Annotated in this window: 9 protein-coding genes; 7 read left to right on the forward strand and 2 right to left on the reverse strand. The window is 35.9% G+C overall.

Annotated elements, in window-relative coordinates:
* Nucleotides 1-182 precede the first annotated feature (182 nt).
* Nucleotides 183-1,112 (reverse strand): hypothetical protein, encoded by a 930-nt coding sequence (locus tag FUA22_RS06415; RefSeq protein ID WP_147767069.1) that lies wholly within the window; start codon nt 1,110-1,112, stop codon nt 183-185.
* A 235-nt stretch (nt 1,113-1,347) separates the two neighbouring features.
* Between FUA22_RS06415 and FUA22_RS06420 the strand changes: the two genes are divergently transcribed.
* The 3 genes from FUA22_RS06420 (at nt 1,348) to FUA22_RS06430 (ending at nt 8,597) form a co-directional block, all read left to right on the forward strand.
* Complete coding sequence (locus FUA22_RS06420) at nt 1,348-4,800, forward strand: glycosyl hydrolase (RefSeq protein WP_147767070.1); 3,453 nt, start codon at nt 1,348-1,350, stop codon at nt 4,798-4,800.
* A 181-nt stretch (nt 4,801-4,981) separates the two neighbouring features.
* Nucleotides 4,982-6,541 carry a T9SS type A sorting domain-containing protein gene (locus tag FUA22_RS06425; RefSeq protein ID WP_147767071.1) on the forward strand — a complete coding sequence of 520 codons (1,560 nt, stop codon included), beginning with the start codon at nt 4,982-4,984 and terminating at the stop codon, nt 6,539-6,541.
* A 139-nt stretch (nt 6,542-6,680) separates the two neighbouring features.
* On the forward strand, nt 6,681-8,597 hold the full coding sequence (locus tag FUA22_RS06430) for a hypothetical protein (protein WP_147767072.1): 1,917 nt from the start codon (nt 6,681-6,683) through the stop codon (nt 8,595-8,597).
* A 1-nt stretch (nt 8,598) separates the two neighbouring features.
* Here the strand turns inward: FUA22_RS06430 and FUA22_RS06435 are convergent, their stop codons facing one another.
* Nucleotides 8,599-9,483: an AraC family transcriptional regulator gene (locus FUA22_RS06435; protein WP_147767073.1), complete on the reverse strand. Its 885-nt coding sequence runs from the start codon at nt 9,481-9,483 to the stop codon at nt 8,599-8,601.
* A 192-nt stretch (nt 9,484-9,675) separates the two neighbouring features.
* Between FUA22_RS06435 and FUA22_RS06440 the strand changes: the two genes are divergently transcribed.
* From FUA22_RS06440 to FUA22_RS06455, 4 genes are all read left to right on the forward strand, one after another.
* Nucleotides 9,676-12,951 (forward strand): family 78 glycoside hydrolase catalytic domain, encoded by a 3,276-nt coding sequence (locus FUA22_RS06440; protein ID WP_147767074.1) that lies wholly within the window; start codon nt 9,676-9,678, stop codon nt 12,949-12,951.
* Between the two features lie 75 nt (nt 12,952-13,026).
* Nucleotides 13,027-15,852 (forward strand): glycosyl hydrolase, encoded by a 2,826-nt coding sequence (locus FUA22_RS06445; RefSeq protein WP_170309856.1) that lies wholly within the window; start codon nt 13,027-13,029, stop codon nt 15,850-15,852.
* A gap of 40 nt (nt 15,853-15,892) precedes the next feature.
* Entirely contained in the window at nt 15,893-17,305 is a 1,413-nt protein-coding gene (locus FUA22_RS06450) for an L-fucose/L-arabinose isomerase family protein (protein ID WP_147767076.1), read from the forward strand.
* 10 nt (nt 17,306-17,315) lie between these two features.
* Nucleotides 17,316-20,204, forward strand: a complete 2,889-nt coding sequence (locus FUA22_RS06455; protein WP_170309857.1) for a glycosyl hydrolase — start codon at nt 17,316-17,318, stop codon at nt 20,202-20,204.
* Nucleotides 20,205-20,216 lie beyond the last annotated feature (12 nt).

The raw sequence follows: 20,216 nt of genomic DNA on the forward strand, positions 1-20,216 counted from the left end.
CTAGGTGATGTACTTGAGTTTTGAACTATTTAAATAGTTTTACAATAAACATTAAAAAAATTAAAAAGCCAGCAAATTAAATTTGCTGGCTTTTTAATTTGAAAATTATATTTTTTAATAGACAGATTTTATGTTATATAGTATACCCTTTATAGATTTCAAAAAGAAATCATTAAATCTGATTATTTTTCAACTCTTTCATGCGTAGTATTTGCCCATCTTATTTGTGCTCTACCACCTCTAACACGGTATGCGCCATATCTAATTTTCGATTGCGTCCCTCTATCAGGATCAGGAACATTCCAATTAAAGGCTTCACCTCCAATTATCGCATTACAATAATGTATTTTTTTAGTAGCATCGTTTGGGTCTACTTTAAAACCTACTTCTAAATCAAAAGAGGTTATTTCATTTTTATTAACTCTTTTTAGCAGTACAACTTCCCTACCGCTTCCTGATCCACCACGTTCTAAGATGCGTTCTGCATAAATATCAAACGCCACTTGCTTGTCTGCATTACTACCAGAACCGTAAACAGGATGTGCTCTATATAAACAAATAGCAGGATCCGGAGAACCACCACCGCCAGTATGTTGACCTTTGGCTTGAGCTATGTAAGTGCCATCTTGAGCAAAAGATCCCGCATCGGCTACTTCAAGAATTCTAAAGTCTCCTTTAAATTTAACAAATGACCCTACGTTAGGGTTGGCAATGGGTAATGAGCGTTCTATTCTAGGCTGTAAGGTGTTTGGTGCATCTTGATTATTAGAACCAGCTGTTATATTATATATTCCCCATGTAACACCATCAATAGTGCTTTCTTTGTAATTCGCATAACAACTTCTGTCATCAATAGTTCCTACATTAACAGGGTTTGGTAAATCGTCTGAAGTCCTTGTAGCATTTTCTCCTTCTGGATTGCAGGTGGTATAAGGGCCCGTGTCTTCATCTGATATAGCCACAGGATCTACAGGATCTGTAAGATCTGGAGCGTCTGTAAATAATATGTCTTCAGATAGCCCAAGTCCATCTTTTGTACATGAAAAGAAAGCCACAAAAACAATTAAAGTGGTAATTGATAATAGTTTGTAATTAAATTTTGATTTTTTCATAATGTATAGAGCAATATTTAAATGTAAAATTATAATATGTATACAATCTTACCATCCTGTGCTGTCCTGATTAATGTAGGATGGAACTAAATAATCCATCATTTTTATGTTTTTTCAATAACATCAAAAAAATGTTTAAAAATAGAATTGATTTTCAAAATTATTTGCAAGACACTGCAGGATGGATGCAATCAAAAAAAGGAGTTATTTTATTTATTAAACATTTCCACAAACTATGCGTAATTTTTTAAGTGCTCTTTTTGTATTCCTAATTTTAAGTTGTCAGTCAAAACCAAAGGAAAACTTGGGTGATTCTTTCAAAATAAGCTTTAGCGAATTATCTGAGAATTTTAAATCACCCGCTATTGAATACCGACCGGAAACATGGTTCCATCTTAATGGAAATAATATAAGTAAAGAAGGGCTTACCCTAGATTTAGAAGCTATAAAAGAAGCCGGTTTACAAGGAATACATTTGTTTAATAAATCTGGGAGATTATATCCTAATGTAAAACCTATTAAAATTTTATCTCCAGAATGGGAAGACATGATTCGTCATGCAGCTGATGAATGTAAGCGCTTGGGTTTAAAATTTACTATGCAGAATTGTCCGGGGTGGTCAATGGCTGGTGGCCCTTGGGTGCCAGCTGAAGAAGCACAGCGCGAAATGGTTGAATCGGTTTATTATATCTCTGGTGGAAAAAACTTTAATGAGGTGCTTAAACTAGATTCATTATATCAGACTCGTGATTATAACTATAAAGATATTGAGGTTTTAGCTTTTCCTACACCAGAAGGAGACTATTTAGAACCTTTTAACCCTTCTAAGATTGAAACAAATAATAATATAGTACCATGGCAAGACATCTTCAATCCAAATTCAAAAATTACTGTAACCAGAACTACAACCCGACTAGATAAGCATTTAAAGGCATATAGGGCGCAAGGTATTTCAAAAGTAAATAAAACAAATACGTGGGTTAAAACAACGTTCAATCAAGCAGTAACAATCCGTACAATTACTTTACCACAATCTCGTCATATCATCATGGGTACGCAATACCCTCAAATAGATGTTGCTATTAGGGTTGAAGCGCTTGTTGATAATAAGTTAACCGAAATAACTACTGTAAATCTACCAGATGCCAATTGGAATGATAGACGAAAACATCTTACCCTAGCCATTCCAGAAACAACATCGAGTTCGTTTGTATTTACGTTTGAAGGCGCCCATAAAATAGCCCCAGAATTTATGCGCTTAAGTTCAAAACCTAAATTTAATAACCATGAGGCGAAAGCAGCAAAAGTGTTGAGACGTCTTCAAAAGGATGTACAATATAATTATGCTGAAAATACTGTAATCAAGTCAAATACAATTATTAATCTCACTGATAAGATGTCGAGTGATGGAAGGTTAAATTGGGAAGCTCCGGAAGGCGATTGGACAATAGTACGTTTTGGACATATTAATATGCGTCTCACAAATAAACCTGCGGTTCCTGAAGCTACAGGTTGGGAGTCCAGTAAATTGGATAAAATAGCCATAGAAAATCATTTGCGTAACGGCATGATTGGAAATTTAATTAAAGATGGAGGGCCAATAGGTGATGGTAAATTGCACGGTTTATTAATTGATAGCTGGGAAAGTCATGTACCTACATGGACCATGAACTCCGAAGATATGTTTACCGAATTTGAAAAACGAAGAGGTTACAGTATGAAGACCTATTTACCGGCTACTATGGGTTATATAGTTGAAAGTCCTGAGATAACCACCAAATTCTTAAGAGATTTAAGACATACTATGGATGAGGTGTTTATAGATAATTTCTTTGTGCATTTTGCTAAAGTTGCGAATGATATGGGAGCCGAAGTATATACCGAAGGCGCAGGCGGAGAAGTTTTACCTATAGACCCTATGCGATATTATGGTGTAAGTGATGTGCCTATGACCGAGTTTTGGTATCCAAAAGCACCATCTGCACAAAATGAATATGCAAAACCCATATATTCGGCCGCATCGGCAACACATTTATATAACAAACCTGTTTTAGCTGCAGAAGCTTGTACACAAATAGGTGTTAAATGGAATGAGCATCCATTTTCGGTTAAATATTTAATAGATTATAATTTTGCAAAAGGGGTGAATCATTTGGTGTTTCATACCTTTTCACATACGCCACAAACTGATGTTTATCCGGGTTCCAGTTTTGGAGGACATATTGGCTTTCCTTTAGTACGCCAACAAACTTGGTGGCCTTATATGAAAGATTGGACAGATTACCTTTCTCGCAATCAATTTGTATTGCAACAAGGAGAATATGTGGCAGATGTTTTACGTTATTACGGAGACCATTTTGAACGTCCACCATTTGATTTAGATTATTTCCCCAAAGGCTATAGATTTGATTATTTAAATGCTGAAATCCTTCAGGAAAAACTAAGTGTAAAAAATGGTAAAATCCATGTAAAAGATGGCGGGGACTATCGCATAATTACACTTAGAGATTCAAAAGAAATGTTGCTCTCTACGGTAAAAAAACTTAAAGAGCTTGTATTAGAAGGGGCTGTTATTCTTGGTGATAAACCAATAGATTCACCAAGTTTAATGGATGATGAAAACGATTTAAAGGTTCTTCAAAGTATATCAGATGAATTATGGGGGAATACCGAAAGTGGTGTAAATAAGGTTGGAAAAGGAAAAGTTTATTGGGGGATGACACTTGATGAAGTTATTAAAGCAGAAAGTGTTGAACCAGATGTCATAGTTCCTGAAGGTTTAGATATCAATTGGATTCACCGAAAAACCAATGATGCTGATATTTATTTTATAGCATCCAAAATGGACAAACCTGTGGATGTATCACTTAGTTTTAAAGCAAAAGGAGGTGTTCAATTATGGGATGCTTTTACAGGAAATCAACAAGATGCTAAAATTTGGAAGTCCTTGGGAGACCGAACCAATGTTGTACTTTCTTTACCTGAAAATGGTAGTTCTATTGTGGTTTTTTCTAATAAAGAAAAAGAACCATATGCTCATAAAGTAACTGCTAATCAAGAGACTATTTTAAACACCGATACGGGCTGGTATAAAATACATGAAACTGATAATCCGAATAGTTTTATTTGGAAAAATGATGTTATAATAGCTAATAATTCAGAAGTGTATGAATTCCATAAAGAAGGAAATATAGAAACATTTAAAGGTGTTATAAAAGAAATATCTTTACAAAATGACTGGAGCTTGCTTTTTGAATCAGGTTGGGATGTACCAAACTCTTTTGATGTTCCTAAGTTAACATCATTAACACTTATAGATAATGAAGCCATCCAGCATTATTCTGGGACCACTATATATTCCAAAACGATTAATGTTGATGAAATAAGTGATTCTGCATTCATCGATTTAGGTAAGGTATGTAATATTGTAGAACTATGGTGTAATGGTAAAAAAGTAGGTGTGAAATGGGCCCCACCTTATATGTTCGATATTAGTGAAATATTAAAAAAGGGAGAGAATCAACTTGAAATAAAGGTTACAAATACATGGCGTAATCAACTCATTTTTGATAATACAAGACCCAAAGGCAAGAAAAAAACATGGACTACCAATCCACCTAAAAAAGATGAAACTGAATTGGAAGATTCAGGTTTAATTGGACCGGTGGTTCTGCAGTTAATACAATAATCAAAGTGCTTTTGAAAATGATAAGTAGCAAATCGATATTGTCTGTTATGATTTTGTATTTCAGCGAATTAATAATCTGATTGCCTTGAAATCAGGATAGCTCAGGATGGATGTTATTATAGTTTCTATGAATTTTATAAAATATTAGAAATTATAATTAATACTTCGGTATTGCATAGCTATGAAAAAAAATACTTTTAAATTCTTATTGTTTTTTAGTTTTTCGTGCCTTTCACTTTTTTTAACAGCACAAACCGCACCTGATGAAGATACTAATCCAGACATTACATGTCCAGTTTCTGGAGAATTCGAGAATGCTACCAGGACGTCATCAGATTTGCCAAGTCCTGTTAACGTAGGAACTATTGATGATAGAACCTGTTATGCCGATTACTCTGAAAGTAATGTTTATGGAAAAACTTGGGGGGTGTACAACATAACTTATGATTCCAATCATTTAGATACAACTTTACAGCCTAGAATAGAGCGCTCATTAAGCAGGTCTCAAGAAACAGGTGTTGGAAGCTATGCAAGATTCACAGGGACTTTTAGGGTCCTTGAAGTAGGAGATACTTCAGGAACAAACAGTGACGGAACATACATAGCACAGGCCAAAGGAAAACATACAGGTGGTGGTGGGTCCGCCGATCCTGCTATTTGTTTGTATTTAGCTAAGCCTGTTTATGGGACCGGTGCAGATGCAGCCAAGCAGGTATCTTTTGATATTTATGCGGAACGTATCTTATATCGTGGTGGTGAAGGTTTAAATATTGGTAGAGAAGTTATTTTTCTTAAGAATATTACTAAAGATGCTGAAACTAGTTTTGAATTAGAAGTGGGTTTTAGGGTAGATCCAGATGATGCCACAAAAAAAATACATTATTGCGACGCCGTCATTGGAGGAGAAGCTTTTAACTGGAACATTCCTGAGCCAGAAAAAGGAACTGAATCTGGTATTAGATATGGTGCATACCGAGTTAAAGGAGGTAGGGGTCAAATTAGATGGGCAAATACTGCTTACCAGAAGGCAGAAGTAGAAGATACCGGTGGTTCAGGTCCATCTGATGATATTTACAGGTTGAGAAATGTAGCTACAGGGAAATTCTTAACTGCTGTGGGTAATAGTGCTACACCTGTTACTATGACTGATTCAGGTGAGGCCATAAACACCCATTGGACTTTTGTAGAAAGTGGCGCTTATTATAATATTGACAGTGAAGATAAGGGTAATAATATTGATGTGCTCAGAGCTATAAATGCCGACCCTTATCTAGTGGTAAGTACAGGTAAAGATGCTCCAACAACAGATACTGATAAATCTTGGACAATACATTATGATGAATTAGAGGATACTTATAGGTTTGAATCTCGATTTGGCAGATACTTGTACCATGAAACAGATGGGAGTGTTTATCACAAGGATGTTCCAGCAACTGATGATAGAAGTATATGGGAAGTTATTCCAACAAGCGAGTCCCTTAGCATAGATAAAAATGAGCTCTTGTCTGCAGTAAGAGTTTTTCCTAATCCAGCAAATGATAACTTTACTATTGGATTAAAAAATTTGGATAATGTAAAAGTTAAAATATTTGATGTTTTAGGGAAGACCATCTTTGAAAGTCAATCTTCAGATGAAAATCTTAAAATAAATAATGATGGCCGATTTAAATCAGGCATTTATCTTATTAAAGTTATTGATAATGCCAATAGAGTTTATCATACAAGACTTGTCATGAAATAAGAGACATAAAAACAGTTTATAAAAAAGCCAGAAAATAGTTTTCTGGCTTTTTTATGTAATATACAGGATGAAACAGGACAGATTAACACATGATTTTAAATACTTTTCACAAGGCAATAAATTATATTCTTAATAAAAAATGCAAAGACGCAATTTTATACAGCTTTCAACACTCGCAGGAATAGGGATTTCGTTACCCATAGTTGGTGTTTTAAATTCTTGTACAAATCATCCAGAACATTCCATAGGATTTAAAAATTTGATTTCGGGGCTTTTAAAAGACTGGTGTGACGGGATGATAAAAGTACAAATCAATAATCCTTCAAACTTGGAAGAACATGGTGCTTTAGGGTGTCCATCATGTGAACATATTCATGGGCGTTGTATGGATGCCGTTTATCCATTTCTATATATGGCCGATGTTTCAGGAGAAGAAAAATATATCGAAGCCGCTAAGTTGGTTATGACTTGGGCAGAAAATAATGTGTCTCAGGAAAACGGTGCTTGGACAGTTGTACCTAATCCCAAATCATGGAAAGGTATTACCATTTTTGGAGCGATAGCCTTAGCAGAGGCATTGCACTATCATGGACATGTTATAGATGAAAAAACACGTGAAGCTTGGACAGACCGTTTAGCGCGAGCTGGTCAATATATTCACGATACATTTACCATAGATTTTACAAACATTAACTATGGTGCGACGGCTATTTATGGTTTAAGTTTAATAGGTAGCTTTCTGAATAATGAAGCCTTTAAAGCTAAAAGTAAGGAACTGGCCGAAGGTGTTAAATCCTATTTTACTCAAGAAAATCATTTTCTGTTTGGAGAGTGTAAAAAAAGTTCGAGTAAACTAAGTGAAAAAGGATTACATGGTGTTGATTTAGGATATAATGTTGAGGAATCTTTAAATAGCATAGTAATGTATGCACTTAAAGAAAGGGATGAAGAACTATTAGAGTTAGTAACAAAATCTTTAAATAGTCATTTAGAATTCATGTTGCCAGATGGGGCTTGGGATAATAGTTGGGGTAATAGAATGTATAAATGGAGTTACTGGGGAAGTCGTACCTGTGATGGCAGTCAACCAGCCTATGGTATGATGGCCCATATTAATCCGGCCTTTGGAACGGCAGCATATAAGAATACAGAGTTATTACAGCAATGTACAGCCGATGGGCTTATTCATGGAGGACCTCATTATATTTCGGCAGGAATTAAGCCATGTGTGCATCATACTTTTGCACATGCTAAACCATTAGCGGCGATGTTAGACCATTGGGAGCATTTGCCAGAAATCAATAAAAACACTGCCTTACCGAGAGTTACAGCCGATGGTGTAAAATATTTTAAAGATTTGAACGTGTCCCTTTTTGCTAGAGGAGATTGGAGAGGAACAGTTAGTGCTTACGATGCTGAGTATCATTATAAATACGATTTTCGTCAAGCAACTGGTGGCGCTTTAGGTGTGCTCTATCATAATAGAGTCGGCTTATTATGTGCAGCAAGTATGGCTGTTTATCATATGGTAGAAGTTTATAATCAACAACCACAGCCAGGTGAGGATATTGCTTTAACTCCACGTATTGAAACATTTAAAGATAATGTGTGGTACACTAATCTATTCGATTTAACGGCGGATGTAGAATCGGCAGACACCAAAGGCGAAATTAAATTGTTATCAAATGTAAAACTCAAGAATGAAGCTAGAGAAGTTGTAGTGGATACTGCTTCTGAATTTGAACTTCTATATAGCTGTTCTGTTGAGGAGATGAAAATACAAGTGAAAACAAATCAAATAATTTCACAGGCAACGGCTTTCGTTTTGCCATTAATATCTCCTAATAAGGAAGCGGTGAATAAACTAGGTGAAAACGAAATTTCAATTCAAAAGCCAGAAGGGCTTGTAACCATTAAAGCTAACGTGCCTTTAAATATTAAAGAAATTGCAGGAAATAGAACTTTTAATATGGTGCCAGGAGTTGAGGCCATACCTATAGAAGCTTTTTTTCAAGAGGGTGTTAATGAGTTAGCGTTAAAAATAACAGTAAGCTAGGTTATAGTTGCTTTTTGCTCATGGCTCTAAACTTACCGGGTGCCAAACCTGTTTTGCGTTTAAAGAGCCTATTGAAATAATAGTAAGATTCAAAACCAAGTTTATAAGCAATTTCTTTTTGAGTCATTTTTGTGTTTAAAAGAAGTTCTTTAGATTTTTCAATTTTTAGTAATAAATAGTATTGTAATGGAGATACTCCAGTTTGGGTTTTAAAATCCAATCTGAATTTTGAATAGCTTACCCCTAAGTCAGAAGCCATGTTTGCCAAATCTATAGATTGGTCAATGTTCTTATACATAATGCCCTTTGCACGAGATACCATGGAGTTAAGGTTTTCAATATTGTTTCCTGCGTTTTTTACATTATGGAGTTCAGCCATGAGCTGTAAACAAACACCAGAGGCTAATCGTTGAAAACCAAATGGTTCTTCATCAAATAATTTAAAAAGCGTATTAAAATGGTTTAAAATATTCGGTTTGTTGCATTTCGAAATTAAGGGATTCTCTGGAGAGAAAAATCCATTTAAAAGAAACTGATTTGCAATGGTTCCAGAAAATCCAACCCAGCGTTCTGTCCATCCTGTCCTTTTATTAGGTTTATAACGATGCCAAACTCCAGGAAAGAGTAAGAATACATCCCCATCTGAAACTTTTGTTTTTCCTGAAGTCTTACTTTCAAAAGTTCCTTCTCCTTTAGTTATAAGTACCAAATGGAATTCATCTAAAACGCGCCCCGTCTCCCAAGTGAAAACATAGCTATCGGGATGGTCTTTAGACGGATAGGTTGTGTTTTTTTCTATAACTGTTCGCCCTAAGCTGTTTATATAAAACCCCCATTTTTTATCCTGTTCTAGGACGATAAGATATTTTCTGTACTTGTTTTTCATATCATTTTGTGCAACAAATATATCAAAATGTCAATTTGAAATATGGGCTTAATGGTAGAATTTTATCCTATTATGTATACATAATTAAGGAAATATTGAAAAATTAAATAGAATATGCTGTTTTTTAGATGTGAAATCGGGAAAACAAAAGGATGAAATAAATACATCAAAAAATGCTAATTTGAAATTAATATGAAAAATCAACTTACAAAAAATCAAAACAAAATTGTACTTAGGCTAATTCTTGTTGTATTAGCAATATCAATGATGGGTTGTGAAGTTAAGTCTAAGGTTTCATTGGGAGACCTTAAATGCGAATATCGTGTAAACCCTTTGGGTATAGATAATACCAAACCAAGATTTAGTTGGAAACTTGTTGAAGAGAAACAATTAAGAGGTCAAAGACAAAAGGCATTTCAAGTTTTAGTAGCAAGTAGTCTGGATAACTTAAACAAAAACATTGGAGACTTATGGGATTCTGGAAAAGTTGAAACCAATAAGTCTGTGAACAATGTGTATAATGGAAATGTTTTGGAAGCGACAAAAAAATATTTCTGGAAGGTAAAGGTTTGGGATGTGTTTGGCGAAGAATCAAACTGGAGTGACTATCGTTTATTCTCGATGGGCTTATTGGAAAAAGCCGACTGGAAAGGTGATTGGATTCATAAAATAGACCAAAAAAAGACGGACCATAATTGGTACAGAAAAACATTTAATCTACCAGAAAAAGCTTCTTCGGCATACGTATACGTTGGTTCATTTGGTTATCATGAACTCTATGTGAATGGAAAAAAAGTAACTGAAAATGTAATGAATCCAGTGTCTTCATATATGAAAAAGCGGATTCCTTATTTGACTTATGATGTAACCGAATTTTTGAATACAGGTAAAAATGTTATAGCTATTTGGCACGCTGCAGGGTGGGCAAGATGGGATCGTATAACCGAATATAGAAATCCGCCATTTGTGTTTAAGGCACAAGCCGAAATCCTAACCGGTACAAATCAATTAACACTTAGTACAGATGAAACCTGGAAGTGTAAAAAAAGTCACAGTGAGTATTATGGTGATTGGGATATTCTGGATTTTGGAGGCGAAACTATTGACGATAGAAAACGTGAAAATGATTGGAATAAAGCTGAATATAATGATAGTCAATGGATGCATGCTAGCATTTATAATCCACAAAAACTTAACGCTCAACTTGATGAAATTAACGATGCAGTTGAAGTGTTGGAGGACCAATTAATTGGAAAAGGCAAATTTAAAAACAGGAGGTACAGTAAAATTACGGCTATTCTAAGTGCACAAATGGTTGAGCCACAAGTAAAATATAAAGAAGTAACTCCAATTGCTATTAAGGATAATAACGATGGAACTTATCGAATTGATATGGGGGAAAATTATACGGGGTTTTTCGAAATGAATTTATATCAAGGTATTGAAGGCGATTCTATTCTCTTTGAAATCAGTGACCAAACCGAAAAGGTGATGAACTGGAAACAAAAAAGTAAATATATCTATGGGAAATCGGGAGAAGGTAAGTTTACAAATCGTTTTAATGTTGCTGGTGGAAGATGGATAACGGTTTATGGTTTAAAATACGAACCCAAACTAGAAGATATAAAAGGTTACGTGGTGACCAACGACCGAAAAATTATAAGCAAATTTGAATCTTCTAGCGAGCAGTTAAATAAGATTTATAAAATAAATTTAGATACCTATATAGCCAATACCATGGATGGTATTCTAGTTGATTGTCCGCATAGGGAGCGACGTGGCTGGGGAGAAGTTACTGTGGCTGCTATGTATGGTGATGCACTTCCAAATTTTGAAAGTGGTGCCTACATGGACCAATATTTACAATATACTCGCGACGCACAACTTCCAGACGGACAGATGCGCGGTGTTATAAACGAAAATGACAGACCATTTTTAATGTGGAAAGCGAATAGCCCTTTAACTGTTTGGGAAACTTATAAAATGTTAGGCGACAAAAAAGTGCTTCAAGATAATTATGTGTCTATGCAAAAATGGATGGAATGGATGTATGAAAACTCCAATTACGAAACGGGAGGCACCTTAAAAGCTGGTGAGCAGGGTACAAGAGCATTCCCTGGCTTAGGAGATTGGTGTACGCCAAGAGGTAATTTTTGGTCGAGTTTTAATTCACCCGGAGCACTACATTTTAATAATTGTACTTACGCCTATATGTTAGATAAAGCTGTTAAAATGGCTACAGTCCTCGGAAAAACAGGCGATGTAAAATTATATTCCGATAGGTTAAACATTCAACGAAAAGCTACACATAAATTATCCTATAATGCAGAAACAGGAAAATATGTGAACGGACAACAAGTAGACCAAGCTTTTGCACTTTTAGCGGGTGTAACACCAGAATCTGAACGCAAAAAAGTATATGATAATTTGGTGGATAATGTTCTTTACAAGTTTCCGTATTACGATACGGGTAGTTCTGGTCAAGCATTGTATACACGATATTTTATTGAGTCGGGTGAGCGCATGGATTTAATTTACGAACTACTTCAAGATAAACATCACCCTAGCTATGGTTATTTTATAGAGCAAGGTAAAACGGTATGGCCAGAGCGTTGGTCGGCTGTAGGAGTGAGTCAAATTCATACGTGCTATACGGGCATTGGAGGCTACTTTATCAAAGGTTTTGGAGGAATCCGCCCCAACCCTGAGCATTTAGGCATGCAACATATGCTTATTAAACCAATGCCTGTTGGCGATTTAACCTATGCAAATACTGAATACGAATCCATGTACGGTAATGTGATTGTAAATTGGAAAAAACAAGATAAGGGAGCCTCTTTTCATATTGAAGTTCCTGTGAATACCACAGCAAAAGTGTATTTGCCAGCTTTGAATAAAGAAGATGTTACAGAAACTGGTGTTTTAGCTGAAAATGTTAAAGAAGTTAGCTATGTTGGTTCTGAAGAAAGTGATGCTGTGGGCAACTACGTCATATATAATGTTGCTTCGGGGGTTTACGATTTTAATGTTGAAGTATTGCCTGAAGTGTCATACCCAGACCCTATAAAAACCTCTAAAAACTTGGCAACTTTAGGTAGAATGAATGCCTCATCCATGTTTATTGAAACTGAAAAATTACCGGGATTTGAAGCCTTTAAAGCTAACGATGAAAATAATGATACACGTTGGTTGGCGGCCGAATCCAAAAACCAATATTTAGAAGTGGCATGGGTAAAGCCACAAACGTTTAATAAAATAGTTATTGATGAGGTTGGAAATCAAATATCGAATTATAAGCTTCAGTATTTTGAAAATGATACATGGAAAGACATTTTAGTGGGGACAACTTGTGGTGCAAATAAGTCGCATAGTTTTGATGCGATTACTTCTGCTAAATGTAGAATATATATTGTTGATACCAAAAAAGCACCGTCAATTAATGAATTAGAAATTTATAATTCGAAGTAAACAATCCAAGATATTTTAAGGCAATTAATAACGATAAGTAAAATGATTCTATTTCCTAAAGAAAAAGTAGCACGAATGCTATTTTCATTATTATGTCTATTGGTTTTAAATGCCTGTGCTACTCAAGATAAAGAAGAAGTAAATCAAGATTTGTATAGTGGTTTTCAAAACCCACCAGCCGAAGCAAGACCTTTTGTACGTTGGTGGTGGAACGGAAATAAAGTTAAAGCAAGTGAACTGGAAAGAGAATTGGAGTCTTTACATAGTGTTGGTTTTGGTGGTGTTGAAATAAACCCTATTGCAATGCCTGTAGGTCCTGATAATGGAGATGAATCATTGGTTTGGATGAGTGATGAATGGATTGATATGGTAGTTCATGCATGTAAGAAAACGAAAGATTTGGGTATGATTGCCGATATGATTGCCGGAACAGGTTGGCCATTTGGAGGTGAATTTCTGAAAGATGATGAAACCTCTCAGCGTATGGTTTCAGATTATATTCCATATAAAAACAATTCTAATATTGAAGTTGATGAAGCTGAGTTAATACAACTATATAAGGAAAAGTACGAAAATAAAAGAGCACAAAAACACATCAGTGAAAGAACGACGTACAGATTGTCTTATGTGAAATTAGTGCCTGAAAATTGCAATGATACAAACCAAATAGTCGATTTAAAAAACCACATAGATGCCAACGGAAAAATATCTTATCAAATAGAACAAAAAGGTAATTATGTATTGTCTTATGGTTTAATTCAGCAAAATTTTAGAGATGTTACACTGGGTGCTCCGGGTGGGGCTGGTCCTGTAATGGACCATTATAAAAAGGAAATAACCTTGGCGTACTTAAATCGGATGAAGAAAATTTCTGAACGTTCAGGCATATCTTTGAGTGATTTAATTCGAGCCATATTTTGTGATAGCATTGAAGTTTCTGGAGCCAATTGGACCGATGGTTTTGAACATTTGTTTTTTGAGGCCTATGGTTATAAACTAGACAATTGGCTGCCATTTGTTTTTTATCAAGCCAATGGTAACTACTCACAAGGGAGGTATTCCAGAAATTTCACTCCTGAGTTTAAAGACCAGTTAAAGCGTGTACGTTACGATTATAATAAGTTATTGGTTGAGGTCTTTTTGAAAAACTTCACGCAGACGTATAAAGATTTTTGCGAAGACAATAATATTCTGTGCCGCTATCAGGCTTATGGTACACCCTTTTTAATGGGCATGTTAGATGGTTACATGATACCAGATATACCAGAGAGCAATAACTGGATTTACACGGTGGAGATGAAAGACTCTGTTTGGGATTGGAAGCAATCACACGGCTATATGATTTGGAATATGTTTGCTTCGGCGGGAGCGCATTTAACAGATAAAAAGATAACAAGTTGCGAAACCATGACCAATTTGGGCGGTGTGTTTAAAGCGACACTAGAAGAAATAAAGCAGCATGATGATATGAATTTCATAACCGGAATTAATCATTCTGTATTGCACGGCTATAATTATTCGCCACCAGAAGTGGAATTTCCGGGTTGGATTCGTTTTGGGGCTTATTTTAGTGAGCAAAACACTTGGTGGAGACATTTGCCTAATTGGATAACTTATAATTCTAGATTATCCTATGTTTTTCAAAATTCTCAAGCCGATAAATCTATTGCAATCCTAGGTCCAACTCCTGACCTTTGGGGAGATAAAGGTTTAGCAAGAACGCCTTTCCATATGGAGCCAGAGTATTTGTATAGATTATGGGAACCTATAAGTCAATTAGGATATTCCGCTGAATATATTAATCAAGGTGTTCTTGAAAGCGCTACTATAAACGAAAAGGGAATTACCTATGGTAACATGACCTACAAATTATTAGTGCTTGCCAGTTTAAAATCATTAAGTCCAAGGGCAGCAGAGAACATCAAGCTATTTTTAGAATCTGGAGGTAAAATTATTGTCATAGATCAATTGCCATTGAAGTCTTTACATTTTTCAGAATATGAAAAGAACGATGATTTAGTTAATACAACCATGATGAGTCTATTGGCGAATTATCCTGAATCAGTAATCCAAGTGAAACAACCGGAGTCAATAGACGCCTTATTCAACTGGACAAGTGATGTTCTTAAAACAACCCAATTAGAAGCTGATGTGGCAATAAGTCACCCTTCGGAAAACGTGTATCAAATACATCAATATACCGATGAGAAAGATATTTATTTCTTCACCAATGTACACCGTTATAGCACAACATCATTTGACGCTAAATTTCCTGTTGATGGAAAATATCCATATATCTGGAATCCTGAAACAGGAGTGAAAATCCCCTATTGTTTTGCGTCAAATTCAAATGAGTTAAGCGTCACTTTGAATCCTTTAGAATCCCTTCTGTTAGTTTTTGAAGATGAAAAGCCACTAGAAAAAGCCATAGAAGTTGTGACTAAAATAAAAGAATCAAAAGTACTTGATGTTCATTGGAAAGTCATTGGTAAGCGCAAAGATGAAAAAGTATTTACTTGGGATGTGCCCACGCTTATTGATTTCAGTAAATCAAAAGATATTACTCAAAATACGTTTGGAGGCGAAATTGTTTACAAAACAACAATTAATAACGCAGAAGGTTTCACGCATTTAGATTTAGGAGATGTAAATGAAGGAGTAACGGAATTATTTGTAAATGGTGAAAATGTTGGAAAACGCTGGTACGGAAAAGCAGTCTATTCAATTGCAGATTACCTTGAGAAGGGAGATAACGAGATAGAAATTCATTATACAACCGTTCTAGCAAATTATGCCAAATCTCTTAAAGATAATAAGATGGCGTATGAATGGACAAAGCGCTATAAAGATTTGGTGCCAACAGGTATAGAAGGACCAATAACTCTTCTTACTATGAACTAAGATAAATATTTGGAAAAAGACAGAAATAAAAAAAATAATAATGATAAAAGTAGGATTATTTGGTATTGGTTTAGACACCTATTGGCCACAGTTTGAAGGCTTATTAGAACGATTGGAGAGCTATCAAAAACAAGTTGCAGACAAAATGGAAGGCTTTGGAGCCGAGGTGATTAACGTCGGTTTAGTTGATTCTCCTGTGAAGGCAAGAGAAAAAGCACAAGTATTAAAAACTGAAGACGTCGATATGTTATTCTTATATGTATCTACCTATGCTTTGTCATCTACGGTTTTGCCCGTGGTTCAAAAATTAGGATGCCCCGTTGTGATATTAAATATTCAACCCGTGGCGGCTATTGATTACGAAAGTTTTAATAAGCTTGGAGATAGAGGAACAATGACAGGCGAATGGTTAGCCCATTGTCAAGCGTGTTCTGTACCAGAGTTGGCGAACGTATTTAATCGTTCAGGAATAGATTATGAATTTGTTACTGGCTATTTGGATGAACCAGCCGTTTGGAATGAGATTCATGATTGGATTGATGCAGCAAATGTTGCTAAGGTAATGGCAAATAATAGGCTTGGGGTTTTAGGACATTATTACTGCGGTATGTTAGATGTATATTCAGACCTTACAAAACAATCGGCTGCTTTTGGCACACATATCGAAATTTTAGAAATGTGTGAGGTGAAAAAACACCGAGACTCAGTAACTTCAACAGAAATAGAAAATAAGATTGAAGAGTTTAAAACTACTTTTGAAGTTATTGACGCCTGTGAACAAGAAGAGTTGGTGCGTGCGGCAAAAACATCAATTGCTCTAGATAAATTGGTTGAAAATCACAATCTAGGTTCTATGGCCTATTATTACGAAGGGGAAACCGCTAACGAATATGAAAATATAGTGACCTCAGTAATAGCGGGAAACACATTGCTTACAGGTAAAAATATACCAGTTGCAGGAGAATATGAAGTAAAAAATGCGCAAGCTATGAAGATTATGGATGCCTTTGGTGTTGGTGGGTCTTTTTCTGAGTTTTATGCCATGGATTTTCATGATGATATTGTAATGTTGGGGCATGATGGGCCTGCACATTTTGCTATTGCCGAAGGCAATGTACAATTAGTGCCATTACCTGTATATCACGGTAAACCAGGAAAAGGCTTATCCATTCAAATGACCGTAAAGCATGGACCAGTAACCTTATTGTCGGTTGTAGAAGGAAAAGACGATGTTTTTTTACTGGTAGCTGAAGGCGAGTCTGTTGAAGGTCCTGTTCTACACATTGGAAATACCAATAGCCGTTACCGTTTTTCAATAGGAGCCAGAGCTTTTATGAACGAATGGTCTAAACAAGGCCCGTCTCATCATTGTGCTATTGGTGTGGGACATATTGCTAATAAAATTGAAAAGCTTGGGCAGATTCTTGGCCTTAAGGTGGTTAAGATTTGTTAAGATGTTATATATGAAAGGTCTCATTACAATAAAATTCATACCTGCAGTAAAGAGTATTTGTATTGGATTAATAATACTTCTTTCTTCCTGTTTGACAAATTTAAATTTCGGTGATTCCGAAAACACCTCCCTTCAACAAAATTTTAAAAACCCACCACATGAGGTAAGACCACAAGCATGGTGGTGGTGGCTGCAAACACCTTCCAACAAGGAAGCTATCACTCGCGATTTGGAAGAAATGAAAGCCAAAGGCTTATCGGGATGTATGGTATTAGACGGTGGCGTAGGTCCTTTTGGGCCGTACAAGTGGAAAAAGAAAACCGTGATTGATACTACAGAAATCAGATACGAAATTACAGATGAATACGAAGGCGGAAGCTTGAGTCAGCCCAATGATAAAATGGAAACATGGTCAAAACCATGGAGAGACATGGTCCGTTTTGCATCTCTTGAAGCTGGAAGATTGGGACTAGACTTTGGCGTTTTTATTGGTCCAGCAGGTTGTGCTGCGCCTTGGGTAACACCTAATTATGGTCAACAAGAGCTGGTTTGGGGCGAGTTATTGATTGAAGGAGGAAATATGATTAACCAAGAATTTCCAAAACCAAATTTTTCTGTTCAAACAAAAAGGCAAAGAGAAAATCAAACTGTAAAAGACGCGCAAAACACCTACTACAATGACCTTGCTATTTTGGCGTTTCCTGATACGAAAATGACCTCGATAAATGACATTATAAACATAACTGACAAGTTTGATGAAAAAGGCCATCTAAACTGGAATGTTCCTAAAGGAAATTGGCGTGTTCTTAGGTTCGGTTACCGCCCAACCGGTCGTAATTTAGGTGGTGTTTTTTATATAGACCATTTAAGTAGAGAAGCTTTTGATTTGCATTGGCAAAAAACGGTTGGAACTTTGCTAAATGAGATGAGCCCTGAGGAAAGAAAAGCTTTTAAATATGTAGAATGCGATAGCTGGGAAGCAGGTGACCCAAATTGGACAAAAAATTTTCCAGAAGAATTTAAACAACGTCGCGGTTATGATATTATAAAATACATGCCTGCATTAGTTGGAGTAACCATTGAATCTGATGAGACAACTGAACATTTTTTAAATGATTTTAAACTAACCATTAGCGACTTAATTTCTGAAAATCATTATGGTCGTCAGCAAGAAGTTGCACACGAACACAAATTAGAATCTTATGCCGAAGCTTCAGGGCCACACCAATATCAAGCCGATTTAAAAAAATGTGTGAGCAAATGTGATGTTGCGATGGGAGAATTTTGGATGCCATCACCTCACAGAGAAAAACCGAGCGGTCGGTTTTTAGTACGTGAAGCGGCAACTGCAGCACATACCTATGGCATTAAAAAAGTATTTGCTGAATCGTTTACTTCCGTTGGTCCGAACTGGGAGGTTGCTCCTTTTCAAATGAAAGCAGCTGCAGATCAGGCATTTTGTGATGGTCTCAATTGGATTTGTTTTCACACGTTTTCACATCGTCCGTCTGTTACTGATGTACCTGGTTTGACACACAGTGCCGGTACACATTTTGATAGAACCAATACGTGGTGGAACCAGTCAATGCCTTTTGTTGATTATCTTTCACGTTGCTCTTACATGCTACAGCAGGGTTTGTTTGTTGCTGATGTACTTTTTTATAACGGGCACGGTTTACGATCAGGAGCTGATGCATTTGAATGGGAGGATGGCATGAAAAACCCACCCGAAAGTTTGGGTTCAGGTTACGATTATGATAAGTGCAACGAAGAGGTTTTGTTAACCAGACTAGAATTCAAAAATAACAAGTTGGTATTGCCAGATGGCATGAGCTATAAGGTTTTGGTTATTGACGAAAAAACACCTGTATCACTAAAAGCACTACAAAAAATAGTGAAACTTGTAGAACAGGGCGCAACAGTTGTGGGTAAAATAGAAGCCTCAATGTTGGGTAATTTAGATAATGTTACTGAGTACCAAAATTTGATTAAGCGTATTTGGGGTAATCTTGAAAATGGGGAATATAAAATTGGTAAAGGGAAATTTGTTTGGAATAAATCCATAAGAGAAGTCTTGCTAAATAAAAACATTGTTCCAGATTTTGAATGTACTGGTTTAAGTGATGTCGGCGTAATCGATTATATCCACCGAAAAACCGAAGATACCGATATCTATTATGTTGCCAGTAAATGGCAACCTGCTGAAAAAGTAGCTTGTCGTTTTAGAGTGATTAACAAACAACCAGAACTTTGGAACCCTGTTACAGGCGAGACACGTCTTTTAACTAATTTTAAAGTAGAAAACGGACAAACCATTATTCCTATGGAATTTGGTCCTTCTAGTTCTTATTTTGTTGTTTTTAAAGAACCAATATCAATTCAAAATTCAGTTTCAAATTGGCCTCAATTTAAAACAGTTCAAAACATTGAAGGGGCTTGGAATATGAGTTTTGATAATAATTGGGGAGGACCGGAATCTATCGTTTTTCCAAATTTAGTAGATTGGTCTACACACGATATCTCAGGTATTAAATATTACTCGGGTACAGCCACGTATACCAAAACTTTCGATATGGTTTCTTTAAATGAAAATCAACGGCTTTACTTAGATTTAGGAGAAGTACATGAGTTGGCTCGTGTTACATTGAATGGTGTCGATTTAGGAATTGCTTGGTCAAAACCTTACCGCGTAAACATCACATCACATATAAAAGCAAAAGGCAACACTTTAGAAATAGATGTTGTAAACCTTTGGCCAAATCGACTTATTGGAGACACTTTTTTGCCAGAAGAAGAACAATTCACTAAAACCAATATCAGAAAGTTCACTAAAGCAACAGAACTTCTGCCTTCTGGATTAATTGGGCCTGTCAAAATTTTAACTACAAAAACTGATTAATTTATCTTGATT

It is taken from the genome of Seonamhaeicola maritimus (assembly GCF_008056315.1).
In the GTDB taxonomy this organism is placed as follows: Bacteria; Bacteroidota; Bacteroidia; order Flavobacteriales; family Flavobacteriaceae; genus Seonamhaeicola; species Seonamhaeicola maritimus.